Genomic DNA, 26,122 nt, shown 5'->3' with positions numbered 1-26,122 from the left:
TTCGTGTTTTATGGGATTTTTTCCGGCTCATTATCGGATATTTTCGGCTCTTTTTGGCTCATATTTATTTAATTTGTTTTATCTTTGCGAAATGAAAAATCAAGTACATTCACTATTCGTTGAAATCAATTGGCAGTTAATCAGTCGAATAAGTCAAATTGATCGTTTTGATGCTCAATGGACAAACATTGAGAAACGAGAAGGACAAAGTCTAAAACAACTCAAATCTATTGCTACCGTGCGAAGTGTTGGGGCTTCTACTCGTATTGAAGGCGCTAAACTTTCAGATAAAGAGGTTGAAATATTATTGGAAAATATAGACATTACTAAATTAGAAGATCGAGATTCGCAGGAGGTGGTTGGTTATTTTAACGTGTTGGATTTAATATCAGATGCTTATTCGGATATTGAAATAACCGAAAATGGGCTGAAAAATCTACATAATTTGCTGATGAAACATAGTGAGAAAGACGCTTGGCACAAAGGCAATTATAAACAATTCAGCAACGCGGTTGAAGCAAGACTACCCGACGGAACAAGGCAGTTGATTTTTCAAACCACGCCCGAAGGCTTTCCGACACAGGAAGCTATGCGAAGTTTAGTCAATTGGTATAATTCGGATAACGAAACTCATCCGTTGGTAAAAAGCGCCTTGTTTGCTTATGAGTTTGTAAGTATACACCCATTTCAAGATGGTAACGGACGATTAAGCCGACTAATCTCAACGCTTTTATTGCTTAAAAACGGTTACAAATGGATACAATATGTTAGTCTTGAACACGAAATAGAAAGCCGGAAAACAGAATACTACAATGTTTTGAGAAGTTGTCAATCGCAACGCCCGAACGAAGATATATCCGAATGGATCAGTTTCTTTTTCAGTGCATTATTGAATATTCAACAGCAACTAATTAGAAAGTTAGACTATCAAGGACTGAAATCGGCATTATCTCCACGTGAAAATTCAATATTGATGTTTATTGAAAATAATCCCGGATGCAAAAGAAGTGAAATCGTTCAACGTTTGAATATTCCGGCGCCGACGGTAAAACGAATTTTGGCAGATTTCGTTCAGAAGAAATTAATTCATAAATACGGTCTTGGTGCAGGAACAAATTATGCACTAAAATAACCCAAACAACCACCACTAAATCCAACAAACAAAATGACAACAACAAAAACCACCACTACGAAAGACGAGCGTGAAGACCTGTCCTATTTCACGCTCACATTGCAATCTTTCCTGAACGAAAGTTTTCCCGAGTTGGCAAACGACAAAACGTTTATCGAAGAACGTTCCGAGCTAGCCGCACAAACTTACGCCGATGCACTTCTGGCAGGACATACACATCCCGAAGCATCGGAACTTTCCAATGAAGTACTCTATGAAGGACTGCACTTCTCCAAATTCGATATGCTGTTCAAGGTTATCTGCAACGAGTTTGACAGCCAAATGCCGGATGACGAACTGCGACCGTTCGCAATGAAAATGTATCCGCTTTGCACGGATGTTTTCAGCAAATATTCCACGAACGAACCGGAATTTGCCGACAGTGCCGATTACGAGTTGCTTTACACCGAACTCACGGGAACCGTAGCCATCCATATCGAAGAGAATGGCTTATGGTAAAAAGGCGCATTTAATCGACAATATTGAAGCAATCGCTACCGTTTTCCGGCTTGAAAAAGAAAAACGGAAAGCCACCGCATCCGAACGTGAAATCCTATCCCGATACAGCGGTTTCGGCGGATTGAAATGTATTCTCAATCCTGCTCGAACGCTTGAAGACGCATCTCGTTGGAGTAAGTCTGAATTGGACCTGTTTCCGCAGGTTGCCGATTTGCATCGCCTGATACGGGAAAATTCACAGGATGAGCGGACGTACAATCGCTATATGGACAGTTTGAAACAGTCCGTACTCACGGCATTTTATACCCCGCCCGCGGTAGTGGAAAGCCTTGCTCAAACGTTGCGTAACCACGGAATTACGCCCGCCCGACTGCTCGAACCATCGGCAGGAACGGGTATCTTTGTCGATGCCTTCAATCCCGGGAATTCCGTAGAAACCATAGCTTTCGAGAAGGATTTGCTCACGGGAAAAATTTTGCAACACCTGCATCCCGACGCGAATGTACGCATTGAAGGATTTGAGAATATCGAAGCCAAATGGCTTGGCTCGTTCGATTTAGTGGCGAGCAATATCCCGTTCGGCGATGTATCGGTTTTCGACTTGTCCTATTCACGTGGCAAGTCCATTGCCAAACAGCAAGCCGCCCGAAGCATTCACAACTATTTTTTCCTGAAAGGATTGGACTGCTTGCAAGAGGGTGGCATTTTGGCTTTTATCACTTCGCAAGGCGTGATGAACAGCGACCGCAATGCCCCAATTCGTGAGTATCTAATGGAGAACAGCCGATTGATTTCGGCGGTACGGTTGCCGAATAATCTGTTTTCGGATTATGCGGGAACGGATGTCGGCACCGATTTGATTGTGTTGCAAAAACAATCGGGGAAAGGTGTTTCCAATGATATCGAACGGAGTTTTATTGAAACCACCAATGAGGATATTTCAATAAACAGCTTGTTTACCGATATGTCCAGAAATATCCATACCACGCGCGACCGTTCCACCGACTTGTACGGAAAACCCGCTTGGGTTATGCGACACGAAGGCGGTATAGACGGCATTGCGAGCGATTTGGAGAAAACCCTGACAAAACAAATACGGCAGTCCCATTTGGATATCTCGCTATTTGAAAATCGACAACGAAAATCGACTTTCTCTTTTTCCTTGCCCAAGTCCGTTAAAGACAAAAACCAATCCATTGAGCAAAAAGATGACACGGAAATAGTTGAAAACGCATACGATTTAATTCCCGAACAACTAATCGGAGAACTGCCGAAACCTTACGATACTGATGATGGGAAACCCATCGGCGACAAAACAGCGCATCTGCGTTTTTTCTTTCCGATGGGTGCATACACGGCTTACGTATTGGAACACGAGTCAAAAACAGGCGAACTTTTTACCCTGACTACAATGGACGGCAGGGATTGGGAGCTTGGCTACGCTTCATTGGATGAAATTCGTTCCATCAATATTGGTGGTTTGAAAGTAGAGCGGGATTTATATTTCGAGCCTACTCAACTGAAAAACATTCGTGAATTAAAAGATTACGTGGGCAATCGCTTTACGCCCGAAATTGTCGATACCGAAATTATAAAAGACAAATCGGTTGAAACAAAACAGGAAAACCGTCAAGCCGAAACATTTCAAATCCCGTCAGAGTACGTCCAAATCAAAAAGAAACATCCCGAAGCCGTAGTACTTTTTAGGGTAAACGAATATTACGAAGCCTATCATGTCGATGCCGAAAAAGTATCGCCTGTCCTTGATTTGCCTCTCATTCAAAACAGCAAAAATGATAACATGAAAATCCGTTTCAAAAGTCACGAACTGGATGCGATGTTGCCCCAATTGGTACGTTCCGGATTACGAGTTGCCATTGCCGATATATTGGAGCAGAAAATTGAAAACAAGATTTTTAATAATAACAGTCAAAAGGAACAAGAAAAAGAGCAAGAGCTAAAATTAAAGGAAAACAATAATCCACCGGAACCACCCGAACAAGAAAACCCTGCGCTTACGTTGTACGATTTGTTCGGTTTTTCTGAGCAGGAACGTTCACAAATAAAACCACAAAAAAAAGGACAAAAACAATTTAATAATTGGGCGAAACAAGCGATCGTTATTACGCCAAAACCGATTGTCCCTTCAAACGGAAAATTACCACGTCCGAATCAAGAAATCATGAATAACGTTCTTGAAACGGCTTTAAGTGCATCGGGTACATCCGGGTTACAATCGGCACAAGCTGTTTCAACAACAACGGAAATTGAAACATTGACAACAGAAAAACTTCCTACTACGGAAGAGATGCTCGACGCATTTTTTGCTGAAATGGACCCGTACAGTTCAAGTAATTATATAGATGAATGGCGGTTGGAAATACAGCATGAAGCAAGGCTTAAAAAGGCAGGACAATTACCTGAAAAGAAGGTGGCTGTTGAGAAGTCAAATAAAACCTTAAATAACAACAACTCGACCACAGCCGTTCAAACCAATCTTTTTGACACGAAAGAAACTTTATCCTTTGCATCCCGTTTATTCCCTAATGAATGGAAACAGCATTATCGTGAAGGCTGTTTGGTTGTCGATTTGGGACAAGTAGGTTTTTTGAAAAAGGACGAAAACGACCGAACGTTTTTTCATCCCTTGGAAGTCAATGTCAAACAGCAAAACCGTATCGAAAGTTATATTTCGGTGCGGGATGCCTACAAGAATTTATACGCTGTTGAAGCCGAAAACAGTTTGGCTCACCCTGTCATGCGAAATGATCTGAATCGCTTTTACGACGACTTTACTCGAAAATTTGGTTGGTTGAATACAGCCGAAAACTTGAAAGTCATCAAGATGGACACCGCCGGAAGTGATATGCCGTTTTTGGAACGCAATATTGGCGGTGTATGGCAGAAAGCCGATATTTTCAGTCGTCCTGTTTCATTTGCCACACAGGAAATCACAAAAGTGGATACCGTGGAAGAAGCTCTTTCGGCATCGCTCAACAAGTTCGGAACAGTTGACTTGGATTATATGGCAAATCTGTACGACAGTTCCCGTGAAGAGTTGAAAACCGAACTTCACGGACGTGTTTTTTTCAATCCGTTGGAAAAAGAGTATCAAATTGCCGACAAGTTTATTGCCGGAAACGTGGTGGTAAAAGCCAAAGCGGTGGAAAGGTATGTAAAGAACCACCCCGATGACGCCGAATCAGCTTTTTCCCTAAAAGCCCTGCAGGATGCCTTTCCGCAGCGTATCGAGTTTGAAGAGTTGGATTTCAATCTTGGCGAGCGGTGGATACCGGCAGAAATTTACGGCCGTTTCGCATCCGACCTGTTCGATACCGATGTAGAGATAAAATATATAGACTCTTTGGATGATTTTTCGGTGAATTGTTCCCGAAAAAACTATACTATTTGGACAAAATACGCCACCCGTTCCGAAAGCAGGACGTACGACGGCATCGCCCTGCTCAAACATGCCTTGGTAAATACTACTCCCGATATAACCAAAAAAGTGATGGAGGACGGCAAGGAAACGAAAGTTCGTGACGGCGAAGCCATTCAAGCTGCCAATGCTAAAATCGACGAAATACGCGAAGCTTTTTCCGAATGGCTGCAGGCACAAAACAGCGAATTTAAAGAACGTCTGACAACGATGTACAACGAGAAATTCAACTGTTTTGTCCGTCCCCGATACGACGGTTCGTTACAAACGTTCCCTGGGTTAAACCGCAAAAATGTAAATATCGAAGATTTATACGACAGTCAGAAAGATGCGGTTTGGATGCTGAAAATGAACGGCGGCGGCATTTGCGATCATGAGGTCGGCGCAGGTAAAACGCTGATAATGTGCTGTGCGGCACAAGAAATGAAACGTTTGGGATTGGCTAACAAACCGATGATAATCGCCTTGAAAGCCAACGTGCACGAGATTGCCGAAACTTACCGGAAAGCCTACCCCGATGCCAAGATTATGTATCCCGGCAAAGCCGATTTCACGCCCGAAAAACGGCAGCGGATTTTCGGGGACATCAAAAACAACGATTGGGATTGTGTTATTCTAACGCATGAACAGTTCGGAATGCTTCCGCAATCTCCCGAAATACAGCAGGAAATTTTACAAAAAGAGTTGGACAGCGTGGAAGAAAACTTGGAAGTGTTGCGTTCGCAAGGCAAAGAGATATCGCGTGCAATGGAAAAAGGGCTTATTGTAAGGCAAAACAATCTTACCGTGAAGCTGAAAACGTTGGCTCACGATATTGCTAACCGCAAAGACGATGTAAGCGATTTCAAAATGATGGGAATAGACCATCTGTTTGTCGATGAGAGCCATCAGTTCAAAAACCTGATGTTTACCACCCGCCACAATCGCGTGGCAGGCTTGGGCAACAGTGAAGGCAGTCAGCGGGCAATGAATATGCTTTTTGCCATCCGTACCATTCAAGAACGGACGGGCAAGGATTTGGGAGCAACTTTCCTTTCGGGAACAACCATTTCCAATTCGTTAACGGAATTGTATCTTTTATTCAAATATTTACGTCCCAAAGCATTGGAAGAACAAAACATCCATTCGTTTGACGCATGGGCTGCCATTTATGCCAAGAAAACCACCGATTATGAGTTTTCGGTAACGAATAATATCGTACAGAAAGAGCGTTTTCGTTATTTTATCAAAGTCCCGGAGCTGGCACAATTTTACAACGAGATTACCGATTATCGTACAGCCAAAGACATCGGGATAGACCGTCCCGAAAAGCAGGAAATCCTGCACCATATTCCGCCTACCCCACAGCAGGAAGAGTTTATTCAAAAATTGATGAAGTTTGCCCAAACAGGTGATGCCACTATTTTAGGTCGTCCAAAGTTGTCGGAAAATGAAGAAAAAGCCAAAATGCTTATCGCTACCGATTACGCCCGCAAGATGAGTCTGGATATGCGCATGATAAGTCCTCACTACGATGATCACGTGGATAACAAAGCGAGCCATTGCGCTAAAAACATTGCCGATTATTACCAAAAATACAATCCGCAAAAAGGAACACAGTTTGTCTTTTCGGATTTGGGAACGTTCAAGTCCAACAGCGAATGGAGCGTTTATTCGGAGATCAAGCGCAAATTGGTGGAAAATCACGGCATTCCGGCAAGTGAGATTCGTTTTATTCAAGAAGCCAAGACGGACAAAGTTCGCAAACAGTTTTTTGCCGATATGAATGCCGGAAAAATAAGGGTGCTGTTCGGTTCCACAAGCATGCTCGGAACGGGCGTAAATGCTCAAAAACGGGCGGTTGCCGTGCATCATCTCGATACGCCGTGGCGACCGAGCGATTTGCAGCAGCGCGACGGCCGTGCCGTCCGCAAAGGGAACGATATTGCCAAAAATTTTGCCGGCAATAACGTGGATGTGGTTATTTATGCTGTAGAACGTTCGTTGGACAGCTATAAATTCAACCTGCTACATAATAAACAACTGTTTATCGACCAACTCAAAACCAATCGTTTGGGTAAGCGTACCATCGACGAGGGCAGTCTGGATGAGCAGTCGGGCATGAGTTTTTCGGAATATGTGGCCATTCTTTCGGGTAATACCGATCTGTTGGATAAGGCACGGCTGGAAAGACAAATTGCCTCATTGGAAAGTGAGCGGCGCAGTTTCAACCAGTCCAGGGCGCAATCGCGAATTAAACTGGAGGGCATGGTCAATGAAATTGAAGCTTCACGGTATAGGATATCGCTGTTGGAGAAAGATCAAAAGCACCTGTCGGAGCGTATTCAAAAGAACGAGTTCGGCGAAATATTAAACCCAATCCGCTTAAACGGCTTACCCGAAAACGCGACCGTAAAGCAGATTGGTGAAAAACTCAACCGCTTGTCGGAAAATGCCCGCACGCACGGATTTTATGAGGAGATTGGTTCGCTGTACGGTTTCAAACTGCTGGTAAAAACGGAGACAAGTATGAAAGACGGATTTGACTTCAAGGAAAATCGGTTCTTTGTCGAAGGAGATGGAGGTATCAAATACACCTATAACAACGGAATAATGGCAACTGACCCGAAGCTGGCATCCATGAACTTTCTGAACGCTTTGCAGAAAATTCCGACGCTTATCGACAACGAACACAAACGCATTGCCAAAGAAGAAAGCAGTCTGCCGGTATTGCAGGAAGTGGTAAATGGTCTCTGGAAAAAGGAGGAACAACTGAAAGAACTCAAAAAAAAATTGAACGAAGTGGATAAAAAGATTTTGACGGAAATTACAGCGGAAAAAGAGGGGAAAAAGGAAGAGGTTGAAAAGAAGGTGAAAACGGAGGGGGAAGATAAAATAGGGTATGGGGTGAAGATGTAGTAAAGTTTTACGTTTAAAAAACTCCTCAGAAACTTTTCAAACTTAATATATGAGTATTCAAATCCTTTTTATATTTTTGCAAACAAATACTTTTCTTTGAAGAGTAAATATTGAACATTCGTATTTATTCGTAACGAAAAACGGGCAAATTTTTCAATAGGAAACGAGATAAATACGCATGACTATCGTCATATAATGACGGTACGAGTCTGCTTATTATCGTTTTCTTGGATGCCCGTCCATTCGTTACGTAATAAGTTTGATCTCGTACCGTTTTATTTTACTAAATGATTACTAACTTAGATAATCCTGCTAACAAAGATACAAAACAATTCTTGTTGGAAGTATCTTTCAAGGTGTTTATATCAAAAGAATATGGACAAGTAACATTTGATTATTTAACTTCATTAACAGAATACACGAAAGGGATATTTTTTTATTATTTTGAAAATAAAACGGATTTATACTGTCAAATGATGGACAAGTACTTTTTTTCGCGGTTAAATCCTCGATATCCTATTCACACAGTTGAAATTAAATCTTTCAATGATTTTCTTAAGCATAAGATTAGGCGTCATATAGAGACAAACCACTGGTTTCATCAAAACGGGATAGAGGATAACCCTTTTACAATAATGCAACATTTGTTTGCCCAAGCCGTGATGAGATACCCCAATTTTAAAACCAAATATAAATCATTATCAGACCCTTATTTTAAAGAATGGCATAATGCTATTGAAATCGGTAAAAAAAATGGAGAAATACCTTTAACTTACGATACTAATAGTACGGCTATCTGTTTAGATGCGTTGTTTCAATCGTTTCCATTCCAAACCGCAGAAATGCCCTTATACAATAATATTTTTCAAGCCTTGAAAAATATGGGTATATTAAATGTGTTTAATATTTGAATGTTACTGAATTAATGATAACTTTGCACAAAAAATATTGTGATGGCAAAAAGAGTTAGAAATAGTAAAGAAGTATCCATAGAAAAGATTTTGGATGTAGCGTTTCTCTTTTACGCAACCAAACCATACGACAAAGTAGTATTTGAAGAAATGGCAAAATCCACCGACATTACAAGCGGAGGCATCTTCTATCATTTTAAAAGCAAACAAGCTCTGTTTGAGCAAATGTGTGATAAATTCCTTCTGGAAGAAACATCAATGTTTTTAAAATTAGAAAAATATGAAGGCGAGACATTTGAAGAATACATTGAACTATATATTAATGTATTGAAAGAACAAAAAAACAAAGCAAAAGAATTGGGTGTCGATAATCTTAACATGGCTCTAATCAATATTACTAATCAAGCACTTTTTTACTATCCCGAATTTGCAGAAAAAGGTCAGAAATGGGTTGATTTGCAAATAGCACAATGGAGAAAGGTATTAATAAAATCTATGGTGAAAGGAGAAATAAATGACAATATTGATGTGGATCTTGTAGCCCGGCTATTCGAGGATATCTATTGTGGTCTATCTTATTTATCCATTGCAAATAAAGATGGAATTGATCTCTGTAAATTAAGAGAAAGCTTTGTCTTTTTATATGATTCTTTAAAAAAATAACGAAAAGTTATTTTTTTTGCTGTATTTTTGACTATGCATTAAGTAACTAAAAACAAGTAATGTATGGTTTATAAAATAGACATTCAATCGAATAGAAAAAGCCAGGATGGAACTATTTTAGGCAAAATCAGTGATTTTCATGAACAGCTAATTGTTCACGAGCGTGAAAAAGTTAATATCCTGAAAAAATCTCCGCTCACATCGGTATCCGATACTGAAGTAACCTATTACGACCGTTTTGAGAAGAAAGAAAAAACGGCATTGATGTTTGCTTCTAATAACTATTTGGGTGCAATTACAAATCAGATATGCATAGATACCGCTATTGAAGCAACCAAGAAATATGGTATTGGTTCCGGTGGCGTACCACTATTAAGTGGCACAAACATTTTGCAGAATCAATTAGAACAAGCTATTGCTCAGACCAAAGGATTTGACGATGCCATTGTCTTTTCATCGGGATTTGCTGCTAATTTAGGAGCTTTGGCCGGTTTGCTTTCTCCTGACAATTTAATTATTCACGATAAACTCAATCATGCCAGCTTAATGGATGGCACCATTATGTGCGGAGCCAAAATGCTGCGTTACAAACATAATGATTTGGCTGATTTGGAAAAACTATTACGTGAAAACTCACCATTATATCCAGGAGGAATATTGGTAGTTACCGATGGCGTGTTCAGTATGGATGGAGATATTGCAAATCTACCGGGAATAATCGAATTGGTAAATAAATATAATGTTCTACTACTTATAGATGACGCCCACGCAACAGGTGTTATCGGAGAAAAAGGAAGGGGTAGCTTGTCGTACTACGGTATTGCACAAAGAGATAATATTATCCTAACCGGCACTTTAAGTAAAGCCGTGGGAATTGTGGGCGGATTCATCACGGCGAAACAAGAAGTCATTGATTATTTGCGAATTTTCTCCCGCAGCAATATGTACTCAACTGCATTGCCACCAAGTGTTTTAGCATCGGCTAAAGCTGTATTTGAATTTATGCAGACCACTGATATTGTAGAACGGTTAAATCAAAATGCATCATACCTAAGAACACGGCTAAAACAGGAAGGGTACAATACGCTAGATTCTCAAACTGCAATAATTCCTATTGTTGTAAAAGACCAATATCTATTGACTCAAATATCAAAAATGCTATTAGATAGGGGCATTATGGCAAATTATATTTTTCCGCCCGTTGTGCCGCCCAATCTTACCAGAATACGCATTAGCGTGATGGCAACCCATACCAATGAAGATATGGAATACCTCATAAGCTCTTTAAATGAAATAAATGCCACACATCCCATCAAAAAATCATGAGTGACAAATACTTACCATTATCTTTTCAATGGCATAGTTCGATTGATGAGATAAACAGGATGGATTGGGATAGAATTTTTTCCGGAAATATCCTGAAAAGTTTTGATTTTTTCAAGGCTCAATGCGATGCCGATATTGAGTATGCTCAATTTATGTTTCTAACTGTTAGCTCGAAAAATGAAACGTTAGCTATTGTCCCTTGCTTTACTTATCGATTAAAATTAGATGTAATTGCCTCACCATCCGTAAGAAAGGTTTCGGATACCGTAAAAAAACGATTTCCTAATTTTTTATCGGTAAAAATATTTGGTGTAGGCTCATTGGCTTCAACCTGCGAACAACATATCGGAATAGTCAAGAATTTAGACAATGCCACTTATCTGTCTGTTTGTCGGATAATATCAGAACAAATAAAAAAGAAATCAAAAGAATTGAAAATAAAATTAGTCTTTGTAAAAGAAGTACCCGAAAGCCAACTATCCGAAATAAAGCAGGTATTATCAAATGATTATTATTTTTATGACTCTCTCCCGACAAACATAGTACCTTTATTTCCGGAGGTACTCCCCTATCCGAGCGGATTAAGGCATAAGGAGCGATACAGATACCGGAATCTCAAAGGTAAATTTGAGAAAAACTACTGTTGGGAAAAAGTAACCGATTTTTCTCGTCTTACAAAAGAGTTTGAGCGGTATTACCTTGCTACATTGTTCAAATCGCCCAGTCAGTTCGAGATAATGAATGAAGCTTTCTTTAAAAACATAAATGAGTCATTTAAAGATAACTCGTACTTGTTAATTGCCAAAGATAAGCGGGGAATAACGCACTCTATGGGATTGATTTTGGAAGAAAAAAATGCCCTGATTCCAATATATTTAGGGTTGAATTACGAAAATTCGGAAAAGAATCTGAAACTACTGCATATCAATTCCATGTTTCGGGTAATAGAAGAAGCCGAGAAGAGAGGTAAAGAACTGGTAATGCTTGGGCAAACGAGTTACTACTCCAAAGCTTTGTGTGGAGCTTTAGTCCAAAGATTGTATTTGAGCTTCTACTCCTACAATGCAATTATTCAGTATTACATTAGAAACTTTTTTGGAAAATTATTTACTTCCGCAACTTTAACTCCCAATACCTATAGAGTGGAGGTGGAAAAAAGCATTAAAGACAAGATGGCATATTATCATTATGTGATTGATAATTAACAATATTATAATCTATAAAAACTCTACAAAGAAAAGGCAGGCACAATATATTTATGTGTCTGTTTTTTTTACCTATACTTTATCCTTCTTGTACAATAATCTTTTTATAAAATAAGTTACTTTGTATTTGGTAAGTATAAAAATGTTTACTTATTTTGCAAAAACAAATAAAATTTAAAAAGCACCTTATTTACATGAGATGGAGATAATAGAAATATACTGACATTTAGCTTAAAACACAAAATCAACAATACAAAAAAATCAAACCCAGAGAATCAAATAAAAGAGAATTGAACAGATCATAAGAAAACATTTTAGGTTCAAACCCTAAAAATAATAAAAAAGCCTCTCTTGCCCGGAAAGCGAAACAACTAAAATGAGAGCATTAACCCCGAAGTATCACTAAACGAACAAGAAAAGGCAATGCAGAAATAATAAAAACACGGTAATTTCAACTATCCATCAGATTGGAAAAACGAATATTGCCGGAAGTCGCCGAAAATGAAAAGAATAGCAAGTAGCTTGGCACAGTAATTTCCTGCTGAGGATATGATATGGACATAAATTTTAATCGGAGGTTTCTTACTGTTCTTACGGTTAAAAGAGATTCGTAGCCATAGCTTGTCTATGAACATTATATTCTTTTCAATATTACACGAAAAAGGTACAAAGGCTTCAAATTTTAACTCTGGGAAACCCGTTAAAGAGAGTGTGTTGATTCGGAGTTTTTTTAAACTTTATAATATTTCATCTTGTACTACTTTTTGTATAGTGCAGGATTTATTGAAGAATTCTTTAATGAATTATTTTGTATAAACTCTACTATACTTACATTTAAAAGCGGATGCCGAAAAGCTTATATAATAGAGTAGGCTAAAGTACTAATATTTTATTTATGAATCAGTTGAAAAAAAAAGATGTCAACTTAGCTATCTTGGTTGATCAATTTGAAAAAAATGAATTATCATTCGAAGAAATGATGGAATTGTGCGGCGGAACTGACGTCAATGGTAAAGGAATTGAGCCAGAAGATCCAGAGCCTGTCCCCGTTATTTGATATTATAATCAAATAATAGAAACTTATGGAGCTAGCTTAAAAAATGATAATCAGTTTTGGACTTTCATATAAATAAGCAGGTTAGATTTGATAATTCATTTTTCGAGTTAGCTCTTATTTTTAATTTATTCTTTATCGCAACATAGCAAAGTGCAAAAAGATTCAATCAATGTGGTTATTGTAGTTCCACCGTGGACGATACTTGACACGCCTAATTTAGGTGCACATCTATTACAAGCATCGGTTCAAGATTTAAATTGTAAAGTTTATGTCTTTTATTCGGATCAATTACTTGCTAATAAAATAGGATTAAAACAATATAAATATATTTCTGAAGATTTGCTATCTCAATACGAGCTTATACAAGAACGATTATTTGTTAAAGCGGCATATCCAGATTTGCCATTTTTGGGTCGAAGAGTCACATCAAATGGTATTGATTATAAAACGCCACGTTCTGAATTTGATCCAGAAATAAATTGGAGTAGTTTCTATTGTTTGGAAAAGAGTATAGATGAATGGGTTTGTGAAACAGCTGCGACTCTCGCTTCATCTGAATTTCAATTAATAGGATTCACGATTTCACATCAGCAAACAAATGCCTCTATTGCTCTAATTGATAAGATTAAAGAGTTGAATTCCAAAAAAATAATTGTTGTTGGTGGATCCAATTGTGATGGAAAAATGGCAAATGGCATTTTATCATTATCTAACAATATTGACTTTATTTTTACAGGAAAATCAGATATATCTTTCAAGAATTTTATAAATGATTATTCGAAAGGATTTTTGCCACAACAAAAAATAATTCATTCAAAAACTATTAATAATCTTGACGATCTTCCAACTCCACTTTATGATGATTATTTTTTTCAAATTAAAGAAAATAAATTAGAACTCAAACACTGGATAAATATCGAATCAAGTCGAGGGTGTTGGTGGGGATGGAAAAATCAGTGTAAATTTTGTGGTGTCAATGGAAGTCATAATATTTATAAATCTAAAACGGCAGAAAGAATTTATAAGGATATAGTCTTTTATAATGAGGAATATCAGGTAAGGAATTTTAGAATGGTAGATACATTGATGCCTAGAAAGTTTTTTAAATCGTTGATTCCTAAATTGTCTGGATTAGGAATCAATATTTTTTACGAACAGAGAGCAGATGTGAGTTTTGAGCAGATGAGTCTTCTCAAAAAAGCAGGTGTAAATTCAATTCAAATTGGAATTGAATCTTTATGTTCATCTCATTTAGCTCTGATAAACAAAGGTGTAAGTGTAGCTAATAATATCAATAGTTTAAGATATTCATCAATCTTAAATATATATAACGGGTGGAATCTCCTTTATAATATTCCAAATGAAGATGAAATAGGTTGGAAAAAAACGCTAGATGTGTTACCTTTTATAAAACACCTGCCTCCACCTTCTTACTTCCGACCTGTTGAAATAGCAAGGTTCAGTCCATATCATGAAATGCCAGAATTATATAATATAAAGAATTTAAAATATTTTGATGTATATGATGATATTTATCCTCATAATGTTGATATAGAGTCTTTAGCATGGCTTTTTGAGGGTGAATATCCAACAGTAAAGCAAATAAATCCAGACCTTATAGAAAGTATTGGTAAATTTGTAAAAGATTGGATTTTATCTTGGCAAAGCAAAGAAAAAAGGAGTAGACTGGTAATTTTAGAGAAAGATGGTGAATTTATTTTAGTCGACACAAGAGGATTGGATAAAACAAAAAAAATCCAAATAATTGATCGAGACCAGGTGTCGGTTGCACTTATTGGGCCAGAGAGCAGGGTGTTTCCAAAATATGCTGAATGGGCTAAAGATAATAAACTTGTTATCGACATTGATGGAACTCTTGTCGCATTAACGATAACTAATCCAATTCTTTATCAGAATATACTTCATGAATATAAATTTGATAATTATGAGCGAAATTAATATTGGTGTTAATTTAACAAGGAGGTGTAACATGAAATGTTCCTTTTGTTATTATAGTACTTTGGAATTTTCAAAAGATAGTAAGAGTGATGATTTTACTAGTAAGTTTGATTTATCCATTGATGTTTTTAAATCTAAGATAAAAGAATTTCATTTCATAGATAGATTATTTTTAACTGGAGGAGAACCTCTTATATATCCTCATTTAAAAGAATTAATATGTGATATGAGAGACCGAACTAGATATATATATGTTTGTACAAATGCTACACTTGTCAATGATAACTGGTGTGATTTTTTCAAAAGGAACAATATTACTCTGGTAATAAGTGTGAAAGATAACTCAACCAGCACTTATAATAAGATAAATTACATACATAATCTTGGGGTTAATATTGAATTATATCATGTCTTAACAAAATCCAGCTTATGTATAATTAAAGAACTCCCTAGTAGATATCCGTGGGTAAAAAAAGTACGTTTATTATTTGAGACATCATCCGATCCTTTCAAAGAAATCATAAAACCCCTTGAATGGTTTACTTTACTACGCCTAGCTTCCTATTATCTAAAACCAATTATCAATACAGTAGAAGCGGAGATTGGATTCTTACCTAAAAGTCACCCCATAACTCAAAATAACGATAAAGGAGCCGTAAACAGGATTATAATTGATTATGATGGAAAAGGGTATACTTGTCCTTTAATCGTTGAGAAAGATGATGGTGTAGATGATATGCTTAAAATAAAAAAGTGTGAAATAAATAAATGTCCAGTAATAAAAAAAGATTTTAAGCATAATAATTACGAGCAGATATGTCCATTTATAATTGTCAAACTGGAGTCATTGTTTTCTAATTAATAATATCATAATGGAAAATTTATTACTAAGGAATCTTACTGTTAATGACGCTCAAAATTACTTATCTTTTGCTCAGAGTATAATTAATGAAGAAATTTTTTCTATAACTTCTATAGATGATTTTAAATATACTGTAGAGGAAGAAAAAGAATGGATTGAGTCAGTATTAAAAAATAAAAATAATATCTGTTTAATTGCAGAGTATCAAAACAAAATCATTGGAAATATTAATATTCTTCAATACAAAGAAAAAAAATTAGCCCATGTCGCTGATTTAACAATCAATATTGATAAGAAATTTAGAAATAAGGGGATTGGTAAATCAATGTTTGAGGCGGCTTTCCTTAGAGTAAAAGATAATAATAATATAAAAAAAATAACACTCCAAGTTTTCGAAAATAATTATAGAGCAATACACCTGTATGAATTAAATGGATTCAAAAAAGAGGGATTATTGATTAATCAAATATGCATCAATAATCACTTTTTCAATTTAGTTTTAATGGGAATAAATATAAATTCTGAAACATTTTCGTAGAATAAAATTATACAAGAATAGATAATGGTTATCTCAAATAATAAAAATCACGTCATATAGGTGTTTTTAGCTGTCTAATAATTAGTTTGAAGTCTAGCAAATTACCAATCTGTGATGAGTTTTTATTTTCTGGAATTAGTAGCTTTGCGTCGATTTTTAGTATTCGTATATAATGTATTGATATATAAAAATATATAAGCGTTCTTTGATTTTTTGATTTGAATTGACACCCTCGTAATTTTGCATTAAAATGTAAAATTATGAATAAAGGAAGATATCTTTTCTCTCAGGTACTGGATTTCATAGATAAGTATGAATTCAACAAGTGCGTTAAACGCTACTTTGGCAATTACCATGTCAGAGGGTTTGACTGTTGGAATCAGTTCCTGTATCTGTTTTTTGGACAATTGACTTCGCTCGGTTCTCTTCAAAGCATTTGTCTTTGCTTGAAAGCCCACAAGAGAAAGCTGTATCATTTAGGCATAAAAATATCAGTCAATACATCTTCGTTGTCGAGAGCTAACGAGAAACGGGATTGGCGTATTTTCGCCGACTTTGGTAATTATCTGATAAACATCGTGCGTCCGCTTTATACGGATTATCCCATTGCTAACGTAGATATAGACAACGAAATATTTGCTTTGGACTCTACCTCCATATCCTGCAGCATCAATCTTCTGACTTGGGCAGAAGGAAAATATTCGCGTGGAGCAGTAGATGCATACGCTGCTTGATTTACGAGGGAACATTCCGAGTTTTATCCACATCTCAGATGGAAAGTATCATGACAGCAATGTACTTGACATTATGGACTTTCAAAACGGGATCATCTATTTGATGGACAAGGCTTATGTGGATTTTGAAGCATTGATGCGCATCAATAATGCAGGAGCTTTCTTTGTTACTAGAGCCAAGTCATCCATAAAATACAATGTTGTAGAACAAAACCACAACATAGATGAAACTACCGGATTGAGGGCAGACAAGAATATCGTTCTAACCGTACTGAAATCAAAAAAACTTTATCCCGAAAAACTGCGATTAGTTGAGTTTTATGACAACAAGAACGACGAACTGCTTGTTTTTCTTACAAAGAACTTTGAAGTATCATCTCTTGAAGTGGCTTATCTGTATCAAAACAGGTGGCAGATTGAAGTTTTTTTCAAATGGATAAAGCAAAATCTGATTATAAAGAAGTTTTGGGGGCATACTCCAAATGCCGTAAAGATACATTTATGGTCAGCCATCTGTACATGTACAATAGTGGCCTACATCAAGCATTCTTTTGACAAAACACCAATGGCTGAGTTACTCACAGATTCTCAATCCAGTCAAAATGTCAAAGAGCTACAATATGAGTTATTTCTAAATAATTCTTAATTATTAACGCAACAGCAGTAGCAGAAAATTATAAATTTGTCCAAAAATATTGAAAAGAATGTATATGAATAAGACATCTATTATCGCGTTCATATTAATATTTTATCACATAAATTTGAACGCACAACAAATTACAATAAAAGGAAAAGTAATTGATTTTGACTCCAAAAAACCAGTCGAATACGCAACTATTATATTACAAACTGATGATTCCTTATTTATTAAAGGAACCACATCGGGTTTAAATGGGGATTTTATTTTAAATAATTTAGGCGAAAACAATTATCGTATTGTTGTTCATTCTGTTGGTTATGACACATTGAGCATAGACTTATTCAATGTTTTTAAAGCAATAGATTTGGGTTCGTTGATGATAAATCAGAAAACGACTTTGCTTTCTGAAGTTATTGTGCAGTCTTCATCAGTGATTGAAGGATCTTATCGAAAATTGTACTATCCAACTAAAGAACAAATAGTAAAAAGTATAAATGGATTACAATTGACTCAAAGACTTTTACTTCCTCAAATATTTGTCAATACTCAAACTGGACAGATTTTATATACTGGAGAAAAAAAACTCAAGATATTAATCAATGGAATTGAAGCACTCTCTCAGGAAGTCATAGGTATACAACCTGAAAATATAATAAGAATTGATTATTATGAGAATCCAGGAATGCGTTACGGAGAAGATATCGGCATTATTTTAGACTTCATAGTTAAGCAAAGAACAAACGGTGCATTTTTTTCTGCAAATATTCGTGAAACACTAACACACAATTTCACATACGGTCAATTGTCTGGAGGAATAAATTACGGCAAATCACAAATTAAGTTCTATTATTTTTTAAGTCACAATGATATCGAGACCTCTTCATTTAAACACCAAACATTTTTATTTCCATCTGGAAATACTATTTCCAGAAATGAATATGGAGAGAAGAATTGGTGGAAAGAAACAACAAAAATGCCAAATATATCATACTCTTATTATGGTAAGAAAAATACTTTCAATATGAAAACTAACTTTAATAGTTTATTCCAACCACATGATGATCATGAGGGGAAAATTTTAATCCCTGAGATTGACCGATTAACAAACTACAAGATACAGAATAAAGAACAAACTTTTCGCCCTTCCATTGATATTTATTTCACGCGACAAATATCAGACAACCATTTAATAGCTTTAAATGTAGTTGGAACATATAGTAAAAATACAGTCGATTATATATACAATGAAACAGATGAGGATGAGATAATATCAAATATTACAACATTAGTTGATGGAAAGCGTAGTTCCTTAATAGGCGAGATATTTTATGAAAGGAAATATGGTGAAAATTTACTCTCCGTGGGATTACGACATATACAAGGATATACAAAAAATAATTATTCTGGCACTTCAATCTTTAAAACTCAACTACACGACGCTTTTAGTTATGGATTTTTGCAATACAAAGGTAAAATAAAAAAATTAAATTATACAGGAAATATTGGGATACATCGATCATTCTTCAATCAGGAAGGAATAGCTAATATGTATAGTAGGTGGATGATATCACCTATGGTAAATATTAACTATATATTAAGTAACGTGCTTTCATTACGTTACTCATATCAATTAAAAAACATAAATCCATCATTATCTTATTTAAGTGAAGTGGAACGATTAAGAAATAGCTATCAATTAGACAAAGGAAATCCATTATTAAAATCTTATTTGATGCATCACAATGAATTAAGAATCAGTTTTAACCCGTCACCTCTAAGGAGTTCTTTAGTATTAAGTTCATCTTATTATAATAGTCCTATTATGGAGGAAACATCCTTCGATAATTATAGAGATATTTTCATAACTACCTACAATAACCAGAAAAAATTTCATCAATTGAGATTTCAATACAATATAGGAGTGTCATTATTCAACAATCATATTAGTATAAACAGTTACGGTGGTTACAATAAGATAGTTTCTCAGGGACACAACTATGAGCACAGGCGAGATGAGTGGTTTTATTTGTTACAAACTATTGCAGATTATAAAAAGTTATCCCTCACAATAACAATGGTACACTTGCCACAACCATTTTGGGGAGAATCTGTATCGAAAGGATCTTCATATAATGAATATATACTAAGTTACCGTCTTCCCAAGATGCAATTAGGCATTATATCAACAAATCTATTTGGAGAAAAGAATAGAAAATATACCTATAACTTTAGTGCATTAACAAGATTTAAAAATATGCAAAACAATGTAAAAATGTTTCCAAGTTTTGGAATTTATGGTTCTATAAATTTAACTTGGGGAAAACAGAATAATGAGAAGAAACAAAAAATAAATAACTTAGACTCTGAGAACGGAATATTATTATAAACATCCTTCTTGCAAACTTAAAAACTTGATTTTAAAGTTCGGGAACCCGACGGCGACACCATAGAACCGTTACTCGAACAGATGGAAGAGAATAAGTTGAAACTACCCAAAGAACTTAATTTATGACCGTGTAAGCATTATCACCCCCGACAAGCCCAAGGTAAAAGACATCGCTTATCAAAAACGACATAAACATAACAAATGCAGAGCCAGAGCTGCTATTGATCCTATTTTCGGACATCTTAAAAAGGACTTCCGTATGGAACAGTATTACTTGTGGGCTGAAAAAGGCATACAAATCAACGCTTACTTGGCTACAGCGGCTTGAAACTTGAAGAAAATGATGGAAAGGTTGAAGGATGAATTTTTATATTTTATTTTCCGATGGCTTTTCTGACAAGATAAAATATATTTTTCAGCTTCATTTGAATTGATAAGGAACAACTATTAGGGTTTTATTCTTACAATTAAATCATTCAGTATTGCATTAGACATTTTTTGGGAAATCATTTAATCCAACAACTTTAACTCCCAATACCTATAGAGCAGAGGTGGAAAAAAGCATTAAAGACAAGATGACACATTGTAATTATATGATTGATAATTAACAATATTATAATCTATAAAAACTCTACAAAGCAAAGGCAGGCACAATATATTTATGTGTCTGTTTTTTTACCTATACTCTATCCTTTTTGTACAATAATCTTTTTATAAAATAAGTTACTTTGTGTTTGGTAAGTATAAAAATGTTTCCTTATTTTGTAAAAACAAATAAAATTTAAAAAGCACCTTATTTACATGAGATGGAGATAATAGGAATTGCAGACATTTAGCTTTAAATACAAAATCAATAAGTATCACTAAACAAATAAGAAAAGGCACTGAAAAGACTAATTTGCGTGATGACTCGTTAATTATGATGTCTGTTTTTATAGGTGTACTCATAAAAAAAATAAATATAAAAACCAGTTACATATGAAGTATTTCACATTATCCATTTTAGTGATGGCTGTCAACTTGAATTTATCCGCCCAAAGCATTCGTGGAAAGGTGGTTGATACACAAAACCAACCTGTTGAGTTTGCCAATGTTGCTCTTTACTCGTTGCCCGATACCGTGAATCTGACACACGGAGCAGTAACAGACAGCACCGGATTTTACCGGATTTTGGAAGATATTCCTGTCGGCGATTATCGGCTTCGTGCATCGTTTTTAGGATATAAAGCAGCAACTGTCAATTTTCGCCTCTCGGCGCAAAACAGTCCCATTGAGCTGAACTTCACACTCCAACTCGATGAAACGCTCTTAAACGAACTGGTGGTAGAGGGGCAACGTCCGGCGATGAAAGTGGAAGCCGGAAAACTTTCTTATCATATTCCTACGCTGCTGAGAAACAAACCGGTTACCAATGCTTACGATGCGCTGAAAGAAATCCCCGGCGTAATGGAGCAAAATGAACAAATAACCCTGATGGGAGCAAGCGGAATGACTATTTTGCTGAATGGGCGGAAAACATCGATGACTTATGCGCAACTGATGACGTTACTGCGTTCAACACCGCTTTCGCAGGTGGAAGATGTGGAAATTATGTATAGCGCTCCACCGCAATACAACATTCGCGGAGCAGCCATCAATGTGATATTGAAACAGCAAACAGGAGAAGACGACCGCCCCCTTTGGCAGGGCGAAGTGGCGGGGGAATATCGCCAACGAACACACGCGGGCGGAAACGGACGCGCAAATATAACGTATAGAGCGAAACGCGCATCCTTCGACGCGCTCTATTCTTATGGCAATTACCATACATTCAACAAAGAAGAACTCACGGCTGAACATACGATGAATAATACCGTGTACGCTATTGACCAACTCAGCGAAGGAACGAATACATATCAGGTTCACAACACACGCTTGGCATTTGATTACGTTTTTGATAATAAAGACAAGATGGATGTCTCTTACACGGGAATGTTTGATACATCAAGCTCAAACCGAACAGCAACAACCCATATTTCGGGAACGCCAACCGACACCAAAACAACTTCCGAAGGACCTTCGTCGATGCACAACATAAGAGCCGATTATACCTTTCATTTCAGACTAAATATCGGTGCGGATTATACGTTTTACAAAGATGACTCGGAGTATTTTATGCAAAATTCGGTGCTATCATCCTTGCCTGCTCAAGTTCTTACCTATAAGTCCAAACAAGAAATCCGGCGGAATAATTTCTATGCCAACCAATCGCACTCACTCCAAAACAAGTGGGGTGTCAACTATGGTTTGAGCTATTCGGGCGCGCAAAGCAAAAACCGTTCCAACGCCCTAATGGACAATGCCGAATTTGAAGAAGCATCCTTCGACACGCAACAACAGGAAGATATTTGGAATTTCTTTGCCGGTTTTTCCAAATCGTTTTCCGAACGGCTGTCGCTTGAAGCATCATTGGCATTGGAGTATTATAAATCGACAGAAACATCAAAAGGCATTACCCAAAAACTGTGGGACGATACGGCTTGGTTTCCCACTCTTAACGCGAGTTACAGACCATCGCTCAACCACACGTTTCAGTTGGCGGTATCGTCCGACAAAAGTTATCCGTCGTATTGGAGCTTGAATCCGAGTATCTATTATTTCAGTTCTTACGGTGTAACGTACGGCAATCCGCACCTTCGCCCGCAACGTAATTACAGCGTGGGATTGACCTATATCTTCAAGCGCAAATATGTGTTTCGTCCTTATATGAATTATATGCCCGATTATTTTGTGCAATTGCCGTATCAATCGCCCCACAAATTGGAGCAAATATTTATGGAACAAAACTACACATTCAGGCAAAACATCGGGTTGTTGGGAGTTGTACCGTTCAATATCGGGAAACGGATTTCTTCACGCGTTGTGGCCAACGTGATGTATTGGCACGAGAAAGACGATGAGTTTTTCGATATTTCGTTCGATCGTAAAACGGTGATGGGTGTGTTGCAAATGAACCACGACATTGCATTGTCGGCCAAACCCGATATAAAGATGAACGTTTCGGGATACGTTACCACACCATCGGGTATTCAGGGTATTTATGATTTGGGAGCATCGGGAAATCTGTCCGGTGCACTCACTTGGACTTTCGACAAAAACCGCGCGACACTCATTTTCAAAACTGACGACGTTCTCGGTACGCGCACGCCTGTAGCTTCCATCGATTATCAAGGACAGAAAAGCCAATTAAAGGCGTTTCGCGATACACGCACCTTTTCGCTTTCGTTGGTATATCGGTTCGGTGGATATGAAGAGAGCGATCGCAAAGAGGTGGATTCATCGCGGTTTGGAACAAATTGATTTTATGATGAATATTGATATAAAGTTTCCCTTGCCAGGAAATAATAATCAAGAGAATTATCTAAAGTTTCAATTAAATGACAAAATAGGCATAAGATAGAAGAAAAAACACGGAAAACTCTTTAGTAAATAAGTTTACCGGAAGTCTCCAGAAGTGAAGAGAGAAGTAGCGATATAGGAGGGACAGTAATTTCCAACCGATAATATTCGTCGGAATGCTGTGTGAAAAAAAAACGCGTATATCGAAAAGCGATACGAGTAGAATCACTAAAAAATTATAGAATAATGAAGAAGAAATCTTTAAAAATTGACATTGTTGAGTTAGCTAAAAAAGATTTAGAAAAAACTAAAGGGGGAACCCGTTCTGCTTATGATCTTGATGAAGTAACTCAAACAGGTAAGAAAAAGACAACAGAAGAAATGTTCAAGTAACATAATGAGTTGAAGAGGCTGTGCCAAAAGTCTGAGCATAGTTTCATCCTGTCATATTGAATGCGGTGAATCTAATTTGTGCAAGTAAATAGATTCTTCACTTCGTTAAAACTTCGTTCAAAATGACAAATTGATATTAATTTTACTTTTGATGCAGCCCCTTTTTCGTTTGATTGATAAATTATGGAGAGAAGAAAAAGTATAAGCTTATTACTGAAGAAAAAACTTAATAAATTATGAATATGAAGAAATATAAGGAATGTCCACCACTTGAAACTGTTCAAAAAATCAGAAATATTCTTTTTGATAATAAATTGTTTCTACAGGAAATACAATATAATAACTCAAAGTTATTTAAATCAGGACGGGTGTATTTATCTTCTGATGAATTACAAAAACTAAATATAGGAACAGGAGGAAAAGGAACATCTTATGAATATTCTTTAGCTAGTGCTTACGCTGAATTTATGGAAAGGATTCAAAATTCTTTTTTAATCTCTGGTCAAAAATATGCAATAAAAAATAATCTTAGGGAAAGTGACTATGAAGAATTTTACAATAAACTTGAGAATAAAGACTTGTTCGTAGAATATCTGTTTGATCCAAGAGAAAAAAAAATCAATATTGAGGAATCAGTTAGAAATAACAAAAAAATTTTTTTTGATTTTTTCCCATTTATTAATGATGAGCAAGAAATGATTTCATTTTTAAGAGATAATTTGAATTTTAAACAAGTAGTTTCAGTACCTTTCTATTCATTTAAAGAAAGAAATGAAATATATCTGCCTTTAGAAATAATTCATATAACAACAGGATCAAATGGAATGGCTAGTGGAAATACTCAATATGAGGCTTTAATACAAGGATTCTGTGAAATATTTGAGAGATATGTTGGGAGAGAACTCTACTATAATAATATAACACCCCCTGATATTCAATTAGATTTTTTTAAAGATACTCGGATATATAACAGTATAAAATCAATCATTAAGGACTGTTCTTACGAAGTTATCATAAAAGATTGTTCTTTAGGCAAAAATCTGCCTGTAATTGGTGTATTAATAATTGATCGAAAAAATGGAAAATACAATTTTAATTTGGGTTCATCATTAAATCCTGAAATTGCTCTTGAGAGATGTTTGACAGAAATATATCAAAATCCGAAAGGAATACATTGGCTTGATTTAAAATTTGAAACTGATTTTAAAAATCTATCTGAAGAATATATATACGTAAATGGAAATTTAATATTTAATTGCAGTAATGGATATTGGCCAATTTCATTATTTTCTGCATCTCCTGACTATCAATTTAAAGGTTTGAATACTTCTCTAAATATTTCAGATGTTGAAGATTTAGAGTTTATCAAAAATAAGATAACAGAGTTAGGTTTCGATATATATATCAGGGATGTTTCATTTTTAGGTTTTCCTTCATATTATATTGTTGTTCCAGGCATGAGCCAATTCCCAATGTCCAAAAAGCATTATTTTTTATTTGGTGATTCAGTGGAGGCCCTTCGCAAAATGAGAGATATTAGAAATATTAATAATAACGAATTTGTCAACATTGCAAAATCAATAAACAAAGACTATAATTTTTTAAAAATGATTGATTACAAAACAGCTGATATTTTTTTATATAATACAGATGAAGATTTACTCGAACTTGATTTGGAATTATTATTCTTTATGATTAATTATAAAGTTGGTAATTATGAATATTCTCTTAAATACATTAATCTGTTTTTAGAGAATAAGGACTTTTCTATATATAAATATTATTTTGCAATTAGAGATTTCATTGTTCTTAAAAATAGACATCATAACAACCTAGATATAAAGTCCTTATTAGCTGTCAAATATGGACAAGAAATCGCAACAGAGATAATTGAAGATGTAGGAGAACCGGAAAAAATATTTGATAATTATGAATGGACTTCTTGTTTTCATTGTGAAAAATGTGAATTAATAAATTCTTGTATGTATTTTGATGTTTTGTCAATAATAAAAAGAATGCAACAAAAACAAAAAAAATTTACACCTAATTACAATATGTTTGATTTTGAAAATCACATATTTAATTGAATAAATTATGGTTTTA

General features: G+C 35.9%; 17 protein-coding genes. All 17 read left to right on the top strand.

Features of this window, described 5'->3' with window-relative positions:
• Positions 1-91: 91 nt before the first annotated feature.
• The 17 genes from ABNK31_RS14285 to ABNK31_RS14205 all read left to right on the top strand — a co-directional run bounded on the left by ABNK31_RS14285 (position 92) and on the right by ABNK31_RS14205 (position 26,106).
• A complete protein-coding gene (locus ABNK31_RS14285) occupies positions 92-1,132 on the top strand; it encodes a Fic family protein (protein WP_238867476.1) in 1,041 nt (346 codons plus the stop codon).
• A gap of 33 nt (positions 1,133-1,165) precedes the next feature.
• A complete protein-coding gene (locus tag ABNK31_RS14280) occupies positions 1,166-1,630 on the top strand; it encodes a DUF1896 domain-containing protein (RefSeq protein WP_238867477.1) in 465 nt (154 codons plus the stop codon).
• Positions 1,617-7,967 (top strand): N-6 DNA methylase, encoded by a 6,351-nt coding sequence (locus ABNK31_RS14275; protein ID WP_238867478.1) that lies wholly within the window; start codon positions 1,617-1,619, stop codon positions 7,965-7,967. Before ABNK31_RS14280 ends, ABNK31_RS14275 begins: the two co-directional genes overlap by 14 nt.
• Before the next feature lie 287 nt (positions 7,968-8,254).
• Positions 8,255-8,878: a TetR/AcrR family transcriptional regulator gene (locus ABNK31_RS14270; RefSeq protein WP_238867479.1), complete on the top strand. Its 624-nt coding sequence runs from the start codon at positions 8,255-8,257 to the stop codon at positions 8,876-8,878.
• Between the two features lie 42 nt (positions 8,879-8,920).
• Positions 8,921-9,541, top strand: coding sequence for a TetR/AcrR family transcriptional regulator (locus ABNK31_RS14265; protein WP_418893142.1), 621 nt, complete (start codon positions 8,921-8,923; stop codon positions 9,539-9,541).
• Positions 9,542-9,604: 63 nt separating this feature from the next.
• Complete coding sequence (locus tag ABNK31_RS14260) at positions 9,605-10,867, top strand: aminotransferase class I/II-fold pyridoxal phosphate-dependent enzyme (RefSeq protein ID WP_418893141.1); 1,263 nt, start codon at positions 9,605-9,607, stop codon at positions 10,865-10,867.
• Complete coding sequence (locus ABNK31_RS14255; RefSeq protein WP_418893140.1) at positions 10,864-12,072, top strand: hypothetical protein; 1,209 nt, start codon at positions 10,864-10,866, stop codon at positions 12,070-12,072. The genes ABNK31_RS14260 and ABNK31_RS14255 overlap by 4 nt, the downstream gene beginning before the upstream one ends.
• 895 nt (positions 12,073-12,967) lie before the next feature.
• The gene (locus ABNK31_RS14250) at positions 12,968-13,129 is read left to right on the top strand and encodes a hypothetical protein (protein WP_418893139.1); all 162 of its coding nucleotides are present in this window, start codon (positions 12,968-12,970) and stop codon (positions 13,127-13,129) included.
• 150 nt (positions 13,130-13,279) lie between these two features.
• A complete protein-coding gene (locus tag ABNK31_RS14245) occupies positions 13,280-15,088 on the top strand; it encodes a RiPP maturation radical SAM C-methyltransferase (RefSeq protein WP_418893138.1) in 1,809 nt (602 codons plus the stop codon).
• A complete protein-coding gene (locus ABNK31_RS14240) occupies positions 15,075-15,950 on the top strand; it encodes a radical SAM protein (protein WP_418893137.1) in 876 nt (291 codons plus the stop codon). Before ABNK31_RS14245 ends, ABNK31_RS14240 begins: the two co-directional genes overlap by 14 nt.
• Before the next feature lie 10 nt (positions 15,951-15,960).
• Positions 15,961-16,488: a GNAT family N-acetyltransferase gene (locus ABNK31_RS14235; protein ID WP_418893136.1), complete on the top strand. Its 528-nt coding sequence runs from the start codon at positions 15,961-15,963 to the stop codon at positions 16,486-16,488.
• Positions 16,489-16,748: 260 nt separating this feature from the next.
• Positions 16,749-17,222, top strand: a complete 474-nt coding sequence (locus ABNK31_RS14230; RefSeq protein WP_238867482.1) for a DUF4372 domain-containing protein — start codon at positions 16,749-16,751, stop codon at positions 17,220-17,222.
• Positions 17,206-17,868 carry an IS4 family transposase gene (locus tag ABNK31_RS14225; protein ID WP_418893135.1) on the top strand — a complete coding sequence of 221 codons (663 nt, stop codon included), beginning with the start codon at positions 17,206-17,208 and terminating at the stop codon, positions 17,866-17,868. The genes ABNK31_RS14230 and ABNK31_RS14225 overlap by 17 nt, the downstream gene beginning before the upstream one ends.
• A 115-nt stretch (positions 17,869-17,983) precedes the next feature.
• Positions 17,984-20,248, top strand: coding sequence for a carboxypeptidase-like regulatory domain-containing protein (locus tag ABNK31_RS14220; RefSeq protein ID WP_418893134.1), 2,265 nt, complete (start codon positions 17,984-17,986; stop codon positions 20,246-20,248).
• A 978-nt stretch (positions 20,249-21,226) separates the two neighbouring features.
• Positions 21,227-23,587 carry an outer membrane beta-barrel protein gene (locus ABNK31_RS14215; protein WP_238867485.1) on the top strand — a complete coding sequence of 787 codons (2,361 nt, stop codon included), beginning with the start codon at positions 21,227-21,229 and terminating at the stop codon, positions 23,585-23,587.
• A gap of 285 nt (positions 23,588-23,872) precedes the next feature.
• Complete coding sequence (locus tag ABNK31_RS14210) at positions 23,873-24,019, top strand: hypothetical protein (protein WP_418893133.1); 147 nt, start codon at positions 23,873-23,875, stop codon at positions 24,017-24,019.
• A gap of 242 nt (positions 24,020-24,261) precedes the next feature.
• Entirely contained in the window at positions 24,262-26,106 is a 1,845-nt protein-coding gene (locus tag ABNK31_RS14205; RefSeq protein WP_418893132.1) for a YcaO-like family protein, read from the top strand.
• The last annotated feature ends 16 nt before the right edge of the window (positions 26,107-26,122 follow it).

The organism is Limibacterium fermenti (assembly GCF_041902845.1).
GTDB lineage: Bacteria > Bacteroidota > Bacteroidia > Bacteroidales > Dysgonomonadaceae > Limibacterium > Limibacterium fermenti.
Note: the sequence above shows the minus strand (reverse complement) of the source record. Positions and strands in the feature narration are given on the sequence as shown.

What these genes read in the sequence shown, in the direction of transcription:
- ABNK31_RS14285 (WP_238867476.1), top strand. Translation starts at nt 92, where the DNA reads ATGAAAAATCAAGTACATTCACTATTCGTTGAAATCAATTGGCAGTTA.
- ABNK31_RS14260 (WP_418893141.1), top strand. Translation starts at nt 9,605, where the DNA reads ATGGTTTATAAAATAGACATTCAATCGAATAGAAAAAGCCAGGATGGA.
- ABNK31_RS14280 (WP_238867477.1), top strand. Translation starts at nt 1,166, where the DNA reads ATGACAACAACAAAAACCACCACTACGAAAGACGAGCGTGAAGACCTG.
- ABNK31_RS14230 (WP_238867482.1), top strand. Translation starts at nt 16,749, where the DNA reads ATGAATAAAGGAAGATATCTTTTCTCTCAGGTACTGGATTTCATAGAT.
- ABNK31_RS14255 (WP_418893140.1), top strand. Translation starts at nt 10,864, where the DNA reads ATGAGTGACAAATACTTACCATTATCTTTTCAATGGCATAGTTCGATT.
- ABNK31_RS14265 (WP_418893142.1), top strand. Translation starts at nt 8,921, where the DNA reads ATGGCAAAAAGAGTTAGAAATAGTAAAGAAGTATCCATAGAAAAGATT.
- ABNK31_RS14210 (WP_418893133.1), top strand. Translation starts at nt 23,873, where the DNA reads ATGAAGAAGAAATCTTTAAAAATTGACATTGTTGAGTTAGCTAAAAAA.
- ABNK31_RS14275 (WP_238867478.1), top strand. Translation starts at nt 1,617, where the DNA reads ATGGCTTATGGTAAAAAGGCGCATTTAATCGACAATATTGAAGCAATC.
- ABNK31_RS14250 (WP_418893139.1), top strand. Translation starts at nt 12,968, where the DNA reads ATGAATCAGTTGAAAAAAAAAGATGTCAACTTAGCTATCTTGGTTGAT.
- ABNK31_RS14205 (WP_418893132.1), top strand. Translation starts at nt 24,262, where the DNA reads ATGAAGAAATATAAGGAATGTCCACCACTTGAAACTGTTCAAAAAATC.
- ABNK31_RS14215 (WP_238867485.1), top strand. Translation starts at nt 21,227, where the DNA reads ATGAAGTATTTCACATTATCCATTTTAGTGATGGCTGTCAACTTGAAT.
- ABNK31_RS14235 (WP_418893136.1), top strand. Translation starts at nt 15,961, where the DNA reads ATGGAAAATTTATTACTAAGGAATCTTACTGTTAATGACGCTCAAAAT.
- ABNK31_RS14225 (WP_418893135.1), top strand. Translation starts at nt 17,206, where the DNA reads ATGCATACGCTGCTTGATTTACGAGGGAACATTCCGAGTTTTATCCAC.
- ABNK31_RS14270 (WP_238867479.1), top strand. Translation starts at nt 8,255, where the DNA reads ATGATTACTAACTTAGATAATCCTGCTAACAAAGATACAAAACAATTC.
- ABNK31_RS14240 (WP_418893137.1), top strand. Translation starts at nt 15,075, where the DNA reads ATGAGCGAAATTAATATTGGTGTTAATTTAACAAGGAGGTGTAACATG.